This window comes from Streptomyces sp. TS71-3, from assembly GCF_018327685.1.
In the GTDB taxonomy this organism is placed as follows: Bacteria; Actinomycetota; Actinomycetes; order Streptomycetales; family Streptomycetaceae; genus Streptomyces.
This window is the reverse complement of sequence record NZ_BNEL01000001.1, coordinates 13021-27914: the sequence shown is the minus strand read 5'-3', so window position 1 is coordinate 27914 and position 14894 is coordinate 13021. Positions and strand designations below refer to the sequence as shown.

Sequence of the window (14894 nt, the reverse complement as noted above, 5' to 3'; positions counted from 1 at the left end):
CCAGGGGCACCCCTGCCGCACCCGGCCCCCGCACCGCGCAGCGGCCCCGCCCCGCGAGGAAACCGCGGACGTCCCGCCCCCTTGACGCCCCAGACGCCCCACGAGTTAGATCCCGTCAGGCTTACCTCACCCCTTGAATAAAGGCGTGGAGTCACGTCGGCGCCCGTGGCCCCGGCCGGGGTGCTGTGCGGTCCCACGGCGCCGGCCTCCTCGAAGGGACGTCTCATGGCTCCTGCTTCCCCCGGGAACACCCCGCGCTCCACGCCGGAGGACCCGGACCCCGCTCCGGGCCGCGCCGCCCTCGGCCGGCGCGGATTCCTCGCCTCCGCCGGCGCGGTGGCCGCAGGCACCTCGGTCGCCGCCGGCGGCGGGCTCGCCGCCGGCTCCCCCGCGTCCGCCGCGCCCCGCGAGGCCGCGCCCGCCAAGGCCGCGGGCAAGGCCGCGGCCGACGCGCCGCCGCCCGCCCAGCACCCCGCCGGGGAACCGGACTTCGGCCCCAACGTCTACGTCTTCGACTCCTCGACGCCCGTCAAGACCATCCAGTCCATCGCGGACCAGGTGTACGCGCAGCAGGCCGGCGCGCAGTTCGGATCCGGCCGGTACGCGCTGCTGTTCAAGCCGGGCGGCTACGACGTCGACATCAACGTCGGCTACTACACGCAGGTGTCGGGCCTCGGGATCCAGCCGGCCGCGGCGACCATCAACAACGCCGTGCACGCCGACGCCGACGCGCACGGCCACGGCGCGCTGACCAACTTCTGGCGCGGCGTGGAGAACATCAACCTGGTGCCCCGCAGCGGCACCGCCCGCTGGGCGGTCTCCCAGGCGACCTTCTTCCGCCGCATCTACCTGCTGGGCAACATCCAGCTCGACGACGGCGGCTGGTCCAGCGGCGGCTTCATCGCGGACTGCAAGATAACCGGCCAGGTGAACTCGGGCACCCAGCAGCAGTGGGTGACCCGCAACTCCATGGTGGGGCAGTGGCTCGGCTCCAACTGGAACATGGTCTTCGTCGGCGTCGACAACGCCCCCGCCACCACCTTCCCCGCGCCGACGTACACCTCGGTACCGCGCACGCCGGTGGTCCGCGAGAAGCCGTTCCTGTACGTGGACGGCGACGGCGCGTACCGCGTTTTCGTGCCCGCCGTGCGCACCGACAGCCATGGCACGAGCTGGGAGGGGCGCAGACCGGAGGGCAAGTCGCTGCCCATCGCCGACTTCCACATCGCGAAGGAGGGCACCACCGCCGACGAGCTGAACTCCGCGCTGGCACAGGGCAAGCACCTGCTGCTCACGCCCGGCGTGTACCACCTCGACAAGGCGCTGACGGTGACGCGCGCCGGCACCGTCGTGCTCGGCCTCGGCCTCGCCACGCTCGTGCCGGGGGGCGGCGCGAGTGCCCTCGACATCGCGGACGTCGACGGGGTCACGGTCGCCGGACTGCTCGTGGACGCGGGCGAGCAGGTCTCCGACGCGCTGGTGCGGGTCGGCCCCGACGGCGCCCGGGGGCGCCACACGTCCGACCCGACCTCCCTGCACGACGTGTTCGTGCGGATCGGCGGGGCGGGCGTCGGCAAGGCCAAGCAGTCCGTGGTCGTGAACAGTTCGGACGTCATCATCGACAACACCTGGCTGTGGCGCGCCGACCACGGCACCGGCGTGGGCTGGACCACCAACACCTCCGAGGAGGGGCTGGTGGTGAACGGCGACGACGTCACCGTCTACGGCCTGTTCGTGGAGCACCACCAGAAGGCGCAGGTGCAGTGGAACGGCGAGGGCGGCCGGACGTACTTCTTCCAGAACGAGATGCCGTACGACCCGCCGAACCAGGCCGCCTGGATGGACGGCGCGCACCGCGGCTTCCCCGCCTACCAGGTCGCCGACCACGTCCGCAGGCACGAGGCGTGGGGCCTGGGCAGTTACTGCATCTTCGCCGAGGACGCGACCATCGTCGCCGACCGCGCCTTCGCCGTGCCGCGCACGCCGGGCGTCCGGCTGCACAGCATGATCACGTTCTCGCTGGGCGGCGGCCAGGGCACGATCGCCCACGTCGTCAACACCACGGGCGGTCCGTCGGACGCGGAGTGCAATCTGGCGATGCTGACGTCGTATCCGTCCTGACGCGCGCCTCGTATCCGTCCTGAGGCGCGTCGTACCGTCCTGACGCGCGCCTCGTATCCGTCCTGGCCGACGCGTCGTATCCCTCCTGAGGCGCGTCGTATCCGTCCGACGGCCGTCCGCACGGCCACGTGCACGACGCAGGGGCGCGGGGATGGGAGTATCTCCCGCGCCCCTGGCGGCGTGAACCCGCACGATGAGGTGTCAGGTCAGGCGGAGACCGCCTGGAAGGGCAGTTCGATGACCGCGTACGCGAGGAGCGCGCAGGGCACCGCGGCGCCCAGTGTCACGGCGCGCTCCTTGTGCGTACGGGCGCTCAAGCAACGGCTCAAGCAACGGCTCAGGCGAACAGCTCAGGCGAACAGCTCCGGCCGCTGCTCCGCCAGCGCGATCAGCCCGCCCGCCGCCAGCATCTCGACGAGGAACGGGTCGGCCGGGCGGCCGACGCGGCTCTCGCCGGTCGCCGTGTTGGTGACCGTTCCCGTGGTGATGTCCACCGCCAGCCGGTCGCCCTTGCGGGCCAGTTCCGTGATGCCCTCGACCTCCATCGCGGGCAGGCCGATCTCGAAGCAGTTGCGGTAGAAGGTGCGCGCGAAGCTCTCCGCGAGCACGCAGCCGATCCGGGTGGCCTGGAGCGCCTTCGCGGCGATCGCGCGCCCCGACGACTGGCCGAAGTGCCGGCCCGCCACCACCACGTCCCCGGGCTCGACCTGGCGCGGGAACTCCGGGTCCATGTCCTCCAGGACGTGCTGGACGATCACGTCCATCGGGTCGAAGACGTAACGGGACTTGATCAGCTGGTCGGTGGGGATGTTGTCCCCGAACGTCCAGCAGGGGCCCTCGAAACGGCTCCCGGTCTTGCCGTCCGGCCCGCCCTGGATCCCTGTCGTGCCACCCATCACGCCGCCCTCCTCTCGCTGCCGGCCGGCGCCCCGGCGATCTCGCCGGCCGCCGCGGAGGCCGCGACGGTGGCCGCGGACGCCAGGTACACGCCGGCCTCCGTGCTGCCGTTGCGGCCGGGGAAGTTCCTGGAGTGGGTGCAGATCATGGCCTCGCCGGCGGACAGCGCACCCATGTTGATGGCCTGGTTGGACCCGGTGCTCGGCGGGAACCACGTCGCGCCGGCCTCGTGCAGCGACGCCACCAGGCCCTCGCGGAGCGCCTCCGCGAACACCTCCCGGCTGGACGGCACGATGTTCAGCCGCGTGTCCGGATGGACGCGGCGGCCGTCCAGCACCTCGGCCGCGGCGCGGATGTCCTCCAGGCGCCCGCCGCCGTGCCCGCCCAGCTCGGCCCAGCCGACCCGGGCGCCGGCCGCGTCGGCGACCGCCTTCGTGTTGCCGACGGTCGGCGGGCAGGCCACCTGGGGCGGCACCTCGCTGATGTCGTAGCGGAGGACGCTCGCCGCGTCCTGCGCGCCGTCGCCCCGCAGCAGCGGATCGCCCTGCGGCCCGGCCCCGCCCGGCAGCGTCCGCAGGAACGCCTCCGTGACCTCGTCCGGCTCGACGAACCCGCACTTGGCGCCCAGGTCGACGGTGAGCAGCGGGAAGAGCCAGCGGTCCCAGAACGACGCCTGCTTGACGTAGGGGCCGGTGAACTCCAGCGCCTTGTAGTTCAGCGCGCCCTCGCCGATCTCCGCGCACAGCCACAGGGCGATGTCCCGCGGCGTGGTGCCGGGCCGCGGGGCGCCGTGCAGCTCGATGCGGACGGTCTCCGGCACGCGGAACCACGCCTTCCCGTACGGCAGCACGGTGCCCGCGTGCGAGTCGTTGCCGAGCGCCACGGCGAGCGCGCCGAGCGAGCCGTGCACCGGGGTGTGGCTGTCCGAGCCGACCACGATCATGCCGGGCCGCACGTGCCCGCCGCGCACGGCGGCGTGGTGGAGGTTGCCGCTTCCGCAGTCCATGAGGGTGATGCCGTGCCCCCGGGCCCAGGCGCGGTTGTGCTGGAGGATGTCCGCCTGGCGCTCGGTGGGCGGCGAGAAGTGGTGGTCGAAGACCATCACCACCCGCTCGGGGTCCGGGATCGGGCGGCCCACCCGCTTCTCGTACACCTCCGACGTCAGGTAGCCGCTGAGGTCGTGCATCAGCAGCCGGTCCACGCCGGCGATCACGATCTCGCCCGGCTCGACGGACGTCCGGCCGCTCGCCCTGGCCAGGATCTTCTCGACGAGGTTCACGCGCCGGCTCCTTCCGGACGGTGGGCGGCCCTGGCGGCGCCCGGCGCCGCGTCCGCGAGCACCTCGGCCGGGTTGGTGATCACGCCCGTGATCGCGGAGGCCGCGGCGGTGGCGGGGCTGCCCAGGTAGATCCGGGACTCGTAGCTGCCCATCCGGCCCTGGAAGTTGCGGTTCGCCGTGGACAGGGTGGCCTCGCCGTCGGCCATCGCGCCGCCGTTGCCGGCGCAGGCGCCGCAGCCCGCGTTGGTGATCATCGCGCCGGCCTCGATCAGGGTGGCGAGCACGCCGGTGGAGGACGCCTTGGCCATCACCGTGCTCGACGCGGGCGTCACCACCAGCCGCACGCCCGGCGCGACCTTGTGCCCGGCCAGCACCTCGGCGGCGATGGCGAGGTCGTCGTACTTGGCGTTGGCGCAGGACCCGATGAAGACCTGGTCCAGCTTGGTGCCCTTGACCTCGTCGACGCCGACGACGTTGTCGACGGTGTGCGGCACGGCGATCTGCGGCGTCAGCGCCGATCCGTCGAGCCGCACGGTGTCGCGGTAGACGGCGCCCTCGTCGGGCAGCAGCACCTCGTAGCCGTCCTCCGGGACGCCGGCCTCGTCGCCCAGGTAGGCGCGGGTGACGGCGTCCGGGGCGACGTAGGCGTTCTTCGCGCCCATCTCCATCGCCAGGTTGCAGAACGTCATGCGCTCCGACACGCTCCGGGAGGTGACGTAGGAGCCGGTGAACTCCGCCGAGCAGTACGTCAGCCCGTCGGCGCCCAGGTCGCCGATCAGCTTGAGCATGACGTCCTTGGCGTACGAGCCCGGGGGCAGCTCGCCGTCGATCTCGATCCGCACCGACTCCGGCACCTTCACCCACAGCTTGCCGGTCACCCAGGCCGCGGTGATCTCGCTGAACCCGACACCGGTGCCGAAGGCGCCGAGCGCTCCGTAGATGGTGGAGTGCGAGTCGGTGCCGATGATGAACTGCCCCGGCCTGACCAGGCCGTTCTCCATCAGGACGATGTGGGCGATGCCGGCGTTGACGTCGAAGAAGTTCTTGATGCCCATCCGGTCGGCGAACTGCCGGCACAGCTGGTGGTCGGCGGCCGTCTTGGCGTTCATGGCCGGGGAGATGTGGTCCATGACCATGGCGACCCGGTCGGGGTCGTAGAGCCGGTCGGTGCCCATCCGCTCCAGGGTGCGGATGCAGCGCCAGCTCGCGGTGTGGCTCATGTAGAGATCGGGGTAGGCGTCCACGATCTGCCCGGGAACGAGCCCCGACTCGCCCGAGGCGCGCTCTATCGCCTTCTGCGCGAAGGTCCTGGGGGGGCGGGTGGCGCCGGTGGCGCCGGCCGTCCCCACGGCGCTGCTGGTGGCGGTCACGAGGTCGCTCCTTCCTGCGTACGCATCAGATGGGGGATCAGGCCGCCGTCCTGGAGGATCTCCCGCAGCCCCTGCGGGTACGGCGCGAAGCCGAACGTGCCTCCGGCGACCTCCACGCTGCCCTCGTCGTAATCGACCCACATGTCCCCTTCGCCGCCCGCGGCGGCCAGAGCTTCCACAGCCTGTGGACACTCGACGGCGACCAGACCGGTGTTGATCGCGTTGCGGAAGAAGACACGGGAGAAGGAGACGGCGACGACGGCCTTGACCCCGGCCCCGATCAGGCAGCTCGCGGCCTGCTCACGGGCGCTGCCGCAGCCGAAGTTCCGTCCGGCTACCACGATCTGGCTGGCCTGGAGTTGCTTCTGGACCTCCGGCCCGAGGGGTTCGAAGGCGTGCGTGGCCAGCTCCGCCGGGTCGATGCTGACGAGGTAGCGGCCGGGGATGATGACGTCGGTGTTGACGTTGTCACCGAAAGTGATGGTATTTCCGCCTACACGGGATGGGGGTGTGGGACTCATTGCGTGTGCTCCTATGTCGCGCTGCGATCGCCGGACGGGCTTTTGCATGCCCGCCGTCTCAGGGACTGGTCTCCTCCAGCAACCACCCCGTCGGCACCTCGTGGCCCAGGCCACGCTCCTCGGCCAGGGCCAGCGCCCGCGAGCACACCGCCGCGAACTGCACGCCCATGCCGGTGTTGTTGGCGAACACCGTGATCTCGTCGTCCGAGCGGCGTCCCGGCGCGTCGCCGGTCAGCAGCTCGCCCAGTTCGCGGATGTCCTCCCAGGACATCCGGCCCCGCTCGACGGGGCCGAGGATGTCGTACTGCTTGTCGTGGTGGACCTGCTCGCGGGAGAGGACGACGATGCGGTCGGCGCGGTCGAAGGTGGCGTCGTCGAGCTCGCGGCGGGTCGCGGTGCCGTCCGGCGAGGTGATCGCCGTGACATGGGTGCCCGGATCCAGCCAGGCCCCCTCGAAGCAGGGCTCCATGGTCGCCGTCGCGCAGGTCACGACCCCGCAGCCGGAGACGGCGTCCCGCGGGTGGTCCACGGCGACGATCCGGCGCCCGGTGCGCTCGCTCCAGGTCTTCGCGAACGTCTCCCGGTGCTCGGCGGTCGGGCTGTAGACCCGTACCTCCTCGACCGACGGGCGGACCAGCAGCAGCGTCTCCAGGTGCGCCTCGGCCTGCCAGCCGGAGCCGAACATGCCGGCCACGGTCACGTCCTCGCGGGCCATCTCGCGGATGCCGAGCGCGGAGGTCGCGCCGACGCGCATCTTCTGGATCCAGCTGTCGTGGAGCATGGCCAGCGGCTCCAGGGTGGTCAGGCTGTAGAGCGTGACCAGGCCCACGTACCGCTCGCCGGGCGCGGCCGGGATCAGCCGGCGGCGCTGCACCCCGCTGGGCAGGGTCTCGACGCCCGCCAGGTCGGAGGTGATGCGCAGCGCCCACACGCCGCTGGAGACGTTGCCGCCCTCCTGCGACTTGAAGCGGTAGCGGAAGCCGGGGTACCGCTCGTCCTCCACCGGGAAGTAGGTGTGGTTGCGCGGCCGGTTGGCGCCCTCGCCCCGGGTCAGCTCCCGGTACGCGGTCTGCAGGGCGTCCAGGCACTCCTCGGCGGAGAGCACCTTCTGAACGTCGTCGTTGGACAGGATCCTCACTGCGCTGACCTCCCGTCGGGGCGCGCGGCCCCGTTCGTGCTGGTGGTGTCGTGGCCGGATGCGGCCGGGGTGGCGGCCTCGCCGTCCGCGGCGGATCCGGCCGCGGTGAGCCGCTCGGGCCCGTCCGCCGTGACCAGGACGGTGTCCGCGAGCGCCGCGTAGCCGCCGCCGGGCAGCAGGGCGTCGACGGTGACGGCCACCGCGGCGCCGGCCGCCAGCGGGGTGTCCGCGGTCGCGGGGCGGTACTCCCCCGCGGACGCCAGGTCGGTCTGGCCGACCCAGGTCACCTGGGCGTCGGTGCCGGCCGGCAGCCGGTCGAGCGCGGGGCCGGCCGCGGCGGCGAGGTCGGCTCCGGTGGCGCCCGGACGTGCCGCCGCGACCGCGCGGTCCAGCGCGTCCTGGAGCGTTCCGGCCCAGTCCGTCCCGGCGCCGCCCGCGATCCGGGAGGCGTGCACCCACAACGTGCGGTACTGGCCGGTGACCTGCACGCACTCGGCACCGTCCGTCGCGTCCGCGGTGTTCACCTGGACGTCGAGGAAGCCCGCGCCGCGCACGATCCGCTCCACGGTGGCCACCCGGTCCTGCGTGCCGAGTACGGCGCCGGCGGCGGTGTCCGCGGCCTCGCCCACCACGCGGGCGGCGGTGCGCAGCAGCGCCACCTCGGCCGGGGACGGCACGGCGCGCCGCTCCCGCACGAGGCCGGGCAGTTCGCGCAGCTCCCAGCCGGGCAGCGCGGCGCGCAGCTCGGCCACCACGGGCTCGGGCCACAGCGGCGCGTCGACCAGGCCGACGGTGCCCGCCTCGCGGCCCTCTGCCAGCTTGGCGGCGAGCGCGCCGAACTGCCGGCCGCTCTCGATCCGCGAGACCGTCGACACGCGCCGCATCCAGGGGTGCACCCGCGGCGAGAGCTTCGTCAGGAACACCGGCTCGCCGTCGGCCGGAACGGCGAGCACGCCCTCGTTCCAGTAGATGCAGAGGTTGGTGAGGTAGGCGATGTCGTCGGAGGCGAAGACGTCCCCGTAGACGAGTGCCAGGTCCACCCGCTCGTCGGCGAGGCGGCTCTGGAGGCCGCCGACGCGCTCGGCCCACTCCTCGGTGGGCACCTCGTCCGGGTCGAGCACCACGAGTCCGCGCTTCATGCCGCGCTCTCCTTTCCGGAGGGGGTTCCGGGTTCCTCGGCGGCTCCGGCCGGCGCACCGGCGGCTCCCGCACGCCCCGCTGAGCTGCCCTTGTCGGAGTGGAACAGCTTGCGTTCCGTCGCGATCAGCACCTCGGGGCCGTCCTTGGTCACCCGGACCGGGTCGCCCAGCACGTGGTAGCCGGCCAGCGGGGTGTAGGTGTTGGGATGGATGATGAAGACGGCGTTCTCGGGCAGCACGGTCTCGTTGCCCTCGATGATCGGCGTCTCGTCCAGGTGCAGCCCGTGGCCGTGGCCGCGCACGCGGGTGTACTTGCTGGTGCAGTACTCGCCGTAGCCGTACTTGCGGAAGACGTCGTTCTGCGCCTTGGCGACGTCGTGCGCGGTGACGCCGGGCCTGGTGGCGGCCATGCCGGCCTCCACGGACTCGTTGAAGAGGTCGAAGGACCTGCGCTGCCCGTCGCTCGGCGGGCCCACCACCGCGGACCGGCAGATCTGGAGCCAGTAGCCGTCCATCTGCGGGGTCAGCTCGGTGCGCACCATGTCGCCCGCCTCCAGGGAGCGGGGCGTCGGGGCGGTCATGCCGCGCACCTCGTCGCCGCCGGAGGCGATCAGCATGAAGTTGTCCTCGGCGCCGAGCCGTTTGATCTCCGCCTCCACCTCGGCGACGATGCGGTACTCGGGCAGGCCCGGTTCGAGGACGTCCACGAACGCCTGCCAGCCCGCCGCGCAGACGGCGGCGCTGCGCCGCATCCTGGCCAGCTCCCAGTCGCTCTTGACCATCCGGACCCGGTCCATCAGGGCGCTCGCCGAGACCAGCTCCGCGTCCGGCAGGGCCCGGCGCAGCGCCTCGGCCAGCAGCCCCGGCAGCAGCTCCAGGTGGGCCACGCCCACCCGCCGCGGCCGCAGGTCGCGCAGCGGCTCGGTCAGGGCGGACGGGTCGTGGGCGTCGAGCACGGCCGCGTGGTCCACCCAGCCGGCCGCCCTGAGCGCGGGCAGGTCGGCGCGGCGCGTGGAGAACGCGCACACCTCGGCGGAGGCGGATCCGGATGCGGGGAAGAGCACGAAGGACGCGGTGCCGGTGAGGCGGGCGTCGGTGAAGTAGCGGACGTTCTCCCTGCGCCAGCCGGGCGCGAAGGCGATCAGGGCGTCCAGGCCCTCTTCGGCCATCGCGTCCCGGACCTTCTGGTGGCGCAGGGCGCGCTCGGCGGCGTCGGCCGGGTCGAGGGCGGGCGCCCGGGAGGCGGTACCTGGTGTGCGGGAGGGGGCGGAGGTCATCCTTCACCTGCCTGTTCGGGGTCGTACGGTGCGGTGGGCTCCGGGGCGGAGAGGTCGGTGGCCAAGGTGGGGGAGGCCGTGCGGGCGCCGTGGGAGGCGCCGGCGGTGGCGGACGCGGGGAGCGGGGCGCCGGGCCGGATGCCGGACCGGGCCGCGATGTCCGCGGTGATCTGCTCGACGGTCCTGCCCCGGGTCTCGAACGTGACGAGCAGCCCGGAGATGCCGGCGAGCACCGAGACGCCCGCGAAGAGGACGAAGAACGTGTAGCCAGGCGCGTGCGCCGCGAGGATCCAGCCGATCACCGTCGGGATGATCAGCCCGCCCGCCTTCTGCCAGGCGGCCGCCCAGCCGAGGCCGGTGGCGCGGTTCACGGTCGGGTACAGCTCGCTCGCGTAGACGAAGAGGGTGCTGCCGGCGAGCCCGCTGCCGAAGAACGTGGCGCAGCAGCCCAGCAGCACCACGGCCCCCGTCGAGTCGACCGCGCCCCACAGCAGGCAGAACACGCCGCTCAGCACGAACGAGAGGCCGATGGTCAGGCGCCGCCCGATCCTGCTCGCCAGATGCCCGGCGAGCAGGGCCCCGACCACGCCGGTGGCGGTGATGATCGCGGTGTAGGTGAGGCTGCCGAGCAGGCTGTTGCCGCGCTTCTCCAGGATGGAGGGGAGCCAGGTGGAGAGCCCGTAGAGGAAGGCGCCGGCGCACAGCTCCATGAACCAGAGGGAGAGGGTGAACGGTGCGTAGCGCGCGGCCAGCAGCCGGAACACCGAGCCCGCGGAGCTGCGCGACGAGCCCTCCTCCTCGGGGAGCACGGTGTCGTGGCCGGCGGCCCGCGGGGCGGCGGGTGCGGAGGCGGTGACGGTGGCGGCGGCAGACGGCTCGGCCCGGGTGGACGCCTCTGTCCGGGCGGACGCGGGCGGCTCGACGGCGAGCGAGTCGACGACGTCGCGTGCCGCGTCCAGCCGGCCCCTGCGCAGCAGGTACCGCACCGACTCGGGCAGCACGGCGAGGATGACGAGGCTGATCAGCACGGGCACCGTGCCGACCACGAACATCGCGCGCCACGACAGCGCGGGCACCAGCGCGGCGCCCACCACGGCGGCGACCGGGAGGCCGATCAGCCAGGCGGCGGTGGCCGAGGTCACCAGTGGTGCGCGGTGCCGGGCCGGCACGAATTCCGTGATGTACGGCAGGACGACGGCGATCTCGGCGCCCAGGCCGATGCCCTGGCAGAACCGTGCCGTCATCAGCGACGGGTAGTCCCAGGCGCAGGCGGCGAGCACGGAGAACCCGCCGAAGACCAGCAGGCAGATCGCGAGCGGCACCTTGCGGCCGAACCGGTCGGAGACCGCGCCCGCGACCGCGGCGCCGACGAGCATGCCGGCGAAGAGCACGGAGCTGAGGTAGCCGGCCTCCTTGCTGCTGAGGTGGAAGGCCGGGATGACGCCGGGCAGGACGACACCGGTCAGGTTGATGGTGAACCCGTCCAGGAAGTGTCCGACCAGCGCCGTTCCGTAGATGACGCCGTGGCGGCGGGTGAAGCGGGAGTGGTCGAGCCTGCTCAGTAGCCCGGCCGGTCCCGGGCTGATGGTGGTCGCACTGTCTCGTGGCATGAACGTTGCCACCTCCTCGTGGCTGAACGCCCCGTCCCCCGATCGGGAGTGAAGGTGCGCCGGTTCCCCGGCCGTCGTCGGGCCGGTGCTCCGGTGCGCTGGATGCGACGACCCCGGCGCGGCTCTTTCGGTGGGTGCGCGGGTGTCGGCGGTGGGTGTGCGGCTCGCTGTGCGGATGGGGGTGAGCGGGTGAGATTCGCGGCTCTCGGATGCGCCCGGGTGCCCGCCGGCTCAGGTGCCGGTCGGCTCTGGCGGTCTGCTCGGTGGGCCCGGGTGCGGCCGGGTTCGGGGTGCCCGAGGGCGCGTCGCCCCGGGCGTGGGCGCCGGCGGTGCTGCGTGCCGGCGCGCTGTGCGGCTATCGGCTATCTGCTGTCCAGGTGGCCCTGGATCTCGGCGTACAACTGCTGGAGCGCGGGGCGGATGAGCTCTCTGGCCTCCTCCGGGAGCCGCGCGGTGATCTCCGAGGTGAACTTCCCCAGGGCCCGGTCGCCCGCCTCAAGGGCGGCGAGACCGGCGTCGGTCACGCCCAGCCGCATGGTGCGGCGGCTGGTGTCCGAGACCCCTCGGGTGAGGAGCCCCTGCTGGACGAGCTTGTCGACGCTCTGGGACATGGTGGACGGCCCCCGGTGGGCGAGCCTGCACAGAGCCGTCAGCGAGGTGTGACCGCTGTGGACCCTCGACAGGATGCGGTACTGCCGGATCGTCAACGATTGGTCGAGACCCGCCAGTATCTCCGTCTGCAACCGGGTGAGGCGGCCGCCGAGCGCGAGCAGTACCTCACCGAGCTCGCCGATCGCCGGTCCGTCCGCACCGCCTTCGGCGGGCCCAGTGCTCGTGGACGTCACTTTGCCCTCCGTACTTTCCGGTGCCCGAACCTTTCGGACGACGGGGAAACTACTCCGGCCCCGGGACCTCGGCAAGGGGGTGCGCAGAAGAAACTTCGGGCACCGAAATATCCGGTGCCCGATATAAGTGGCCGGGGGCACGTCGCCGTAGTGGCGGGCCACACTCAGCACCGGCCGGCGGGGGCTCGAAAAGACCGCCCCCACAGGGGAGGAGTCACGTGGCCGGCCCTCGGACGCCGCCGCAGATCCGGCCAGGGTCCGACCGGTGCCCTTCGCTCTGTGGTCGCCGCCGGCTACAGCGTCCAGCGGTGGACCGTGCCGTCCGGGGCGGTGTACCTCACCGCCTGCTCGTCGATGGTGGCCTCGACGGTGAACCACTCGCGACGGGGCCGGTTGAGCCGCTGCCACAGACGGCGGGCGGCTTCGATCGGCTGCCACAGGTCCCGCGGTCCGGCGGTGGTGACCATCGGCGGTCCCTCGGGCATGTCGTCGATGCGGGTCGCCGAGCCGTCGGCGGGGTCGAACAGGGTGGTGACGTGCAGTCCGTAGTCGTTCTTCCCGTGGGCGCGGACGACGCCGGGGGCCATGTGGAGCTGGGCGAAGAACGAGAACGTCCAGTCGTCCAGGACTCGCGCCGAGAACTCGGCATCCGCACACGGGCCGTCCGGGACGGCGGGCACCTCTGCCGGTGTCCCGGTGCCCCCCTTGAGCGGCATGAACGCGGCGGGCGTGTGCAGGACATGGCCGACCGCGGCGCCGTCCGGAAGCTTGGTGAGGCGGACGACGCTCCCGCCTGCGAGCGTGCCCTTGACGGGGACCACCATGATGCCGCCGGTGCGCAACCGAGCCAGCCACACGGGCGGGATACGCCGGACGGACGCGGTGGCGATGATCCGGTCGTACATGGCATCTGCCGGGAAGTCCCGGGCGGCGTCGCCGTGGATGACGAGCGGATCGAACCCGACGCCCTTCAGCCGCCGCTGGGCTCTGACCGTCAGGGATTCCGCCCTGTCGACGGTCGTGACGTGCTCGTCCCCCGCGAGGAAGCACAGCGCACCGGCGTTGTAGCCCGTGCCGGCTCCGGCCTCGTAGACCTCGTCTCCCTCGTTCACGTCGAGGGCGTCGAGCATGTCGGCCATGAGGCTCGGTGCCGTGGAGGACGACGTGGGGACACCGCTCAGCCCCTCAGGGGCAGCGTCCTCGGCGTGGACGCCGTCCACTTCGGTGATGAGGGAGTCGTCGGCGTACACGGCGTCGAGCCACGCTTCCGCATCGCTGTCAGTGCTGCGCCAGGGGATGAACCGTTCGCCGTCGCGCCGGTAGAAGACGGGCACGAAGGGATGTCTGGGCACATTGAGAAAGGCGCCCGCCAGACGCGACGACAGCACCACGCTTCCGCGGTCGATCTGCTGGGTGAGGCTGACGCGGGCGGCGAGGAGGCGCTGTTCGTCGTCGAGGATGTTCGTCACGGGCCGGTTCCTTCCAAGTAGTCACAGATGGCAGCCGTGATCGGCAGTCCGGTCGCCTGCTCGATGAACCCGTACTGCCCGCTCGGATTCACTTCCAGTTTTCCGACCGCTTCGCCCTGGGCTATGCCTCTGACCTGCTGCGATACATGGCGAACATGTAGGTCACGTGAGTGCCTGAGGCGCTGGGCCACAATGACAGTCTGTCGGATGCAATCCTCTAGCGGTTGAAGTGATCCGTCACCGAGGAGGTTGCTGTGGCAACCGCTGTGCTGGCACCAAGCTTGCAGTCGAGTGTTGATCGTTTCGCTCGTTCCCTGATAGTGCCGTCAAGGCTTCTGGCTTTGCACCCTCGCAGGCGAGGACATGCTGGAAACGCTGCGGCTCTGGCGCCTGCTATCACTCTGGGTGTGCTCTCCGCATTCGAGGGGTTCGCCGAGGACTATTTCGCCACCGTGTTATATCTCCAAGGCCAGAGCTTCGCCCAGATTGCAAAGAAGATGAATCTCACGAACCCAGACGTGGCCGACGTTGAGGGCTTGGTCAGTCGCGAGTTTCCGACGCTGAAGCCTCAGATCGGTACCGACTTCACCTTGACAGTGTGGGCACCGCCTGTGGTCGGAAAGACTTTCTGGAAAGAGAAGGAGCTCACTTGGGCTGATGTGAAGCATGATGCGCAGGGCTGGATGCAGGTCCGACACTGCCTTGCTCATGGGCTGGCCAGCGGCTGGAGCAGTGAGATCTGGCCTGGGCCGGTCAGAAAGGATGTGCCGCCAGCCTCTTCCGTGTTGCGTCCGATGAAGGACGGTAAGCACTCACTTGCGCTGCACGGATCCATTACGTGCGCTCAGATCTATCGCCATGCTGCTGAGCACCTTGCAGGAATTGTTGCCGACCATCTCGGTGAAAGACTGAAATGGTCGGCTGTTCCGGACTTCGAACTGCATGCTGCTCCAGCCTCGTGAGGATATTCATGGTGGAGATCCTCCGGCATCGAGAAGCTTCGACTCAAGGTCGACGATTCGACGATCTTGCAAACGACCGTTGGCGCGGGCCACCTGGAGCCGTTCTTTGAGGCCTTCGTCTTGGGTGAGCTGGCGAACCGCTCCCAGACAACTCCGGCAGGACTGCGACGCCATCGGCGCTCAGCGGCAACCGCATTTCCGGTACGTCGAGTGCCACGCCGACGGGGCGGCGCTCTTCACACATTGTGGTCTCCATCCATAGCAAT

General features: G+C 71.5%; 12 protein-coding genes. 2 read left to right on the top strand and 10 right to left on the bottom strand.

Annotated elements, in window-relative coordinates; translation table 11 throughout:
- The first annotated feature begins 225 nt into the window (after positions 1-225).
- Entirely contained in the window at positions 226-2121 is a 1896-nt protein-coding gene (locus tag Sm713_RS00135; RefSeq protein WP_212907680.1) for a coagulation factor 5/8 type domain-containing protein, read from the top strand.
- Between the two features lie 350 nt (positions 2122-2471).
- Here the strand turns inward: Sm713_RS00135 and Sm713_RS00130 are convergent, their stop codons facing one another.
- The 10 genes from Sm713_RS00130 to Sm713_RS00085 form a co-directional block, all read right to left on the bottom strand.
- Positions 2472-3017 (bottom strand): hypothetical protein, encoded by a 546-nt coding sequence (locus Sm713_RS00130; RefSeq protein ID WP_212907679.1) that lies wholly within the window; start codon positions 3015-3017, stop codon positions 2472-2474.
- The gene (locus Sm713_RS00125) at positions 3017-4297 is read right to left on the bottom strand and encodes an aconitase family protein (RefSeq protein WP_212907678.1); all 1281 of its coding nucleotides are present in this window, start codon (positions 4295-4297) and stop codon (positions 3017-3019) included. The genes Sm713_RS00130 and Sm713_RS00125 overlap by 1 nt, the downstream gene beginning before the upstream one ends.
- On the bottom strand, positions 4294-5667 hold the full coding sequence (locus tag Sm713_RS00120; RefSeq protein ID WP_212907677.1) for an aconitase/3-isopropylmalate dehydratase large subunit family protein: 1374 nt from the start codon (positions 5665-5667) through the stop codon (positions 4294-4296). The genes Sm713_RS00125 and Sm713_RS00120 overlap by 4 nt, the downstream gene beginning before the upstream one ends.
- Complete coding sequence (leuD, locus tag Sm713_RS00115; RefSeq protein WP_212907676.1) at positions 5664-6188, bottom strand: 3-isopropylmalate dehydratase small subunit; 525 nt, start codon at positions 6186-6188, stop codon at positions 5664-5666. Before leuD ends, Sm713_RS00120 begins: the two co-directional genes overlap by 4 nt.
- Before the next feature lie 58 nt (positions 6189-6246).
- The gene (locus Sm713_RS00110) at positions 6247-7326 is read right to left on the bottom strand and encodes an ornithine cyclodeaminase family protein (RefSeq protein ID WP_212907675.1); all 1080 of its coding nucleotides are present in this window, start codon (positions 7324-7326) and stop codon (positions 6247-6249) included.
- A complete protein-coding gene (locus Sm713_RS00105; protein WP_212907674.1) occupies positions 7323-8465 on the bottom strand; it encodes a hypothetical protein in 1143 nt (380 codons plus the stop codon). Before Sm713_RS00105 ends, Sm713_RS00110 begins: the two co-directional genes overlap by 4 nt.
- Positions 8462-9742 carry a Xaa-Pro peptidase family protein gene (locus Sm713_RS00100; RefSeq protein WP_212907672.1) on the bottom strand — a complete coding sequence of 427 codons (1281 nt, stop codon included), beginning with the start codon at positions 9740-9742 and terminating at the stop codon, positions 8462-8464. Before Sm713_RS00100 ends, Sm713_RS00105 begins: the two co-directional genes overlap by 4 nt.
- On the bottom strand, positions 9739-11352 hold the full coding sequence (locus Sm713_RS00095) for an MFS transporter (RefSeq protein WP_212907670.1): 1614 nt from the start codon (positions 11350-11352) through the stop codon (positions 9739-9741). The genes Sm713_RS00100 and Sm713_RS00095 overlap by 4 nt, the downstream gene beginning before the upstream one ends.
- 362 nt (positions 11353-11714) lie before the next feature.
- Positions 11715-12197, bottom strand: coding sequence for a MarR family winged helix-turn-helix transcriptional regulator (locus tag Sm713_RS00090; protein WP_212907669.1), 483 nt, complete (start codon positions 12195-12197; stop codon positions 11715-11717).
- A gap of 293 nt (positions 12198-12490) precedes the next feature.
- Positions 12491-13666 carry a protein-L-isoaspartate(D-aspartate) O-methyltransferase gene (locus tag Sm713_RS00085; protein ID WP_212907668.1) on the bottom strand — a complete coding sequence of 392 codons (1176 nt, stop codon included), beginning with the start codon at positions 13664-13666 and terminating at the stop codon, positions 12491-12493.
- A gap of 407 nt (positions 13667-14073) precedes the next feature.
- On the opposite strand from Sm713_RS00085, the gene Sm713_RS00080 reads away from it, so the two are divergent.
- Positions 14074-14628: a hypothetical protein gene (locus Sm713_RS00080; RefSeq protein WP_249416010.1), complete on the top strand. Its 555-nt coding sequence runs from the start codon at positions 14074-14076 to the stop codon at positions 14626-14628.
- The last annotated feature ends 266 nt before the right edge of the window (positions 14629-14894 follow it).

Excerpts from the sequence above, each read along its gene's own strand:
- Sm713_RS00135 (WP_212907680.1), top strand. The coding sequence starts at position 226 with ATGGCTCCTGCTTCCCCCGGGAACACCCCGCGCTCCACGCCGGAGGAC.
- Sm713_RS00130 (WP_212907679.1), bottom strand. The coding sequence starts at position 3,017 with ATGGGTGGCACGACAGGGATCCAGGGCGGGCCGGACGGCAAGACCGGG.
- leuD (WP_212907676.1), bottom strand. The coding sequence starts at position 6,188 with ATGAGTCCCACACCCCCATCCCGTGTAGGCGGAAATACCATCACTTTC.
- Sm713_RS00105 (WP_212907674.1), bottom strand. The coding sequence starts at position 8,465 with ATGAAGCGCGGACTCGTGGTGCTCGACCCGGACGAGGTGCCCACCGAG.
- Sm713_RS00100 (WP_212907672.1), bottom strand. The coding sequence starts at position 9,742 with ATGACCTCCGCCCCCTCCCGCACACCAGGTACCGCCTCCCGGGCGCCC.
- Sm713_RS00095 (WP_212907670.1), bottom strand. The coding sequence starts at position 11,352 with ATGCCACGAGACAGTGCGACCACCATCAGCCCGGGACCGGCCGGGCTA.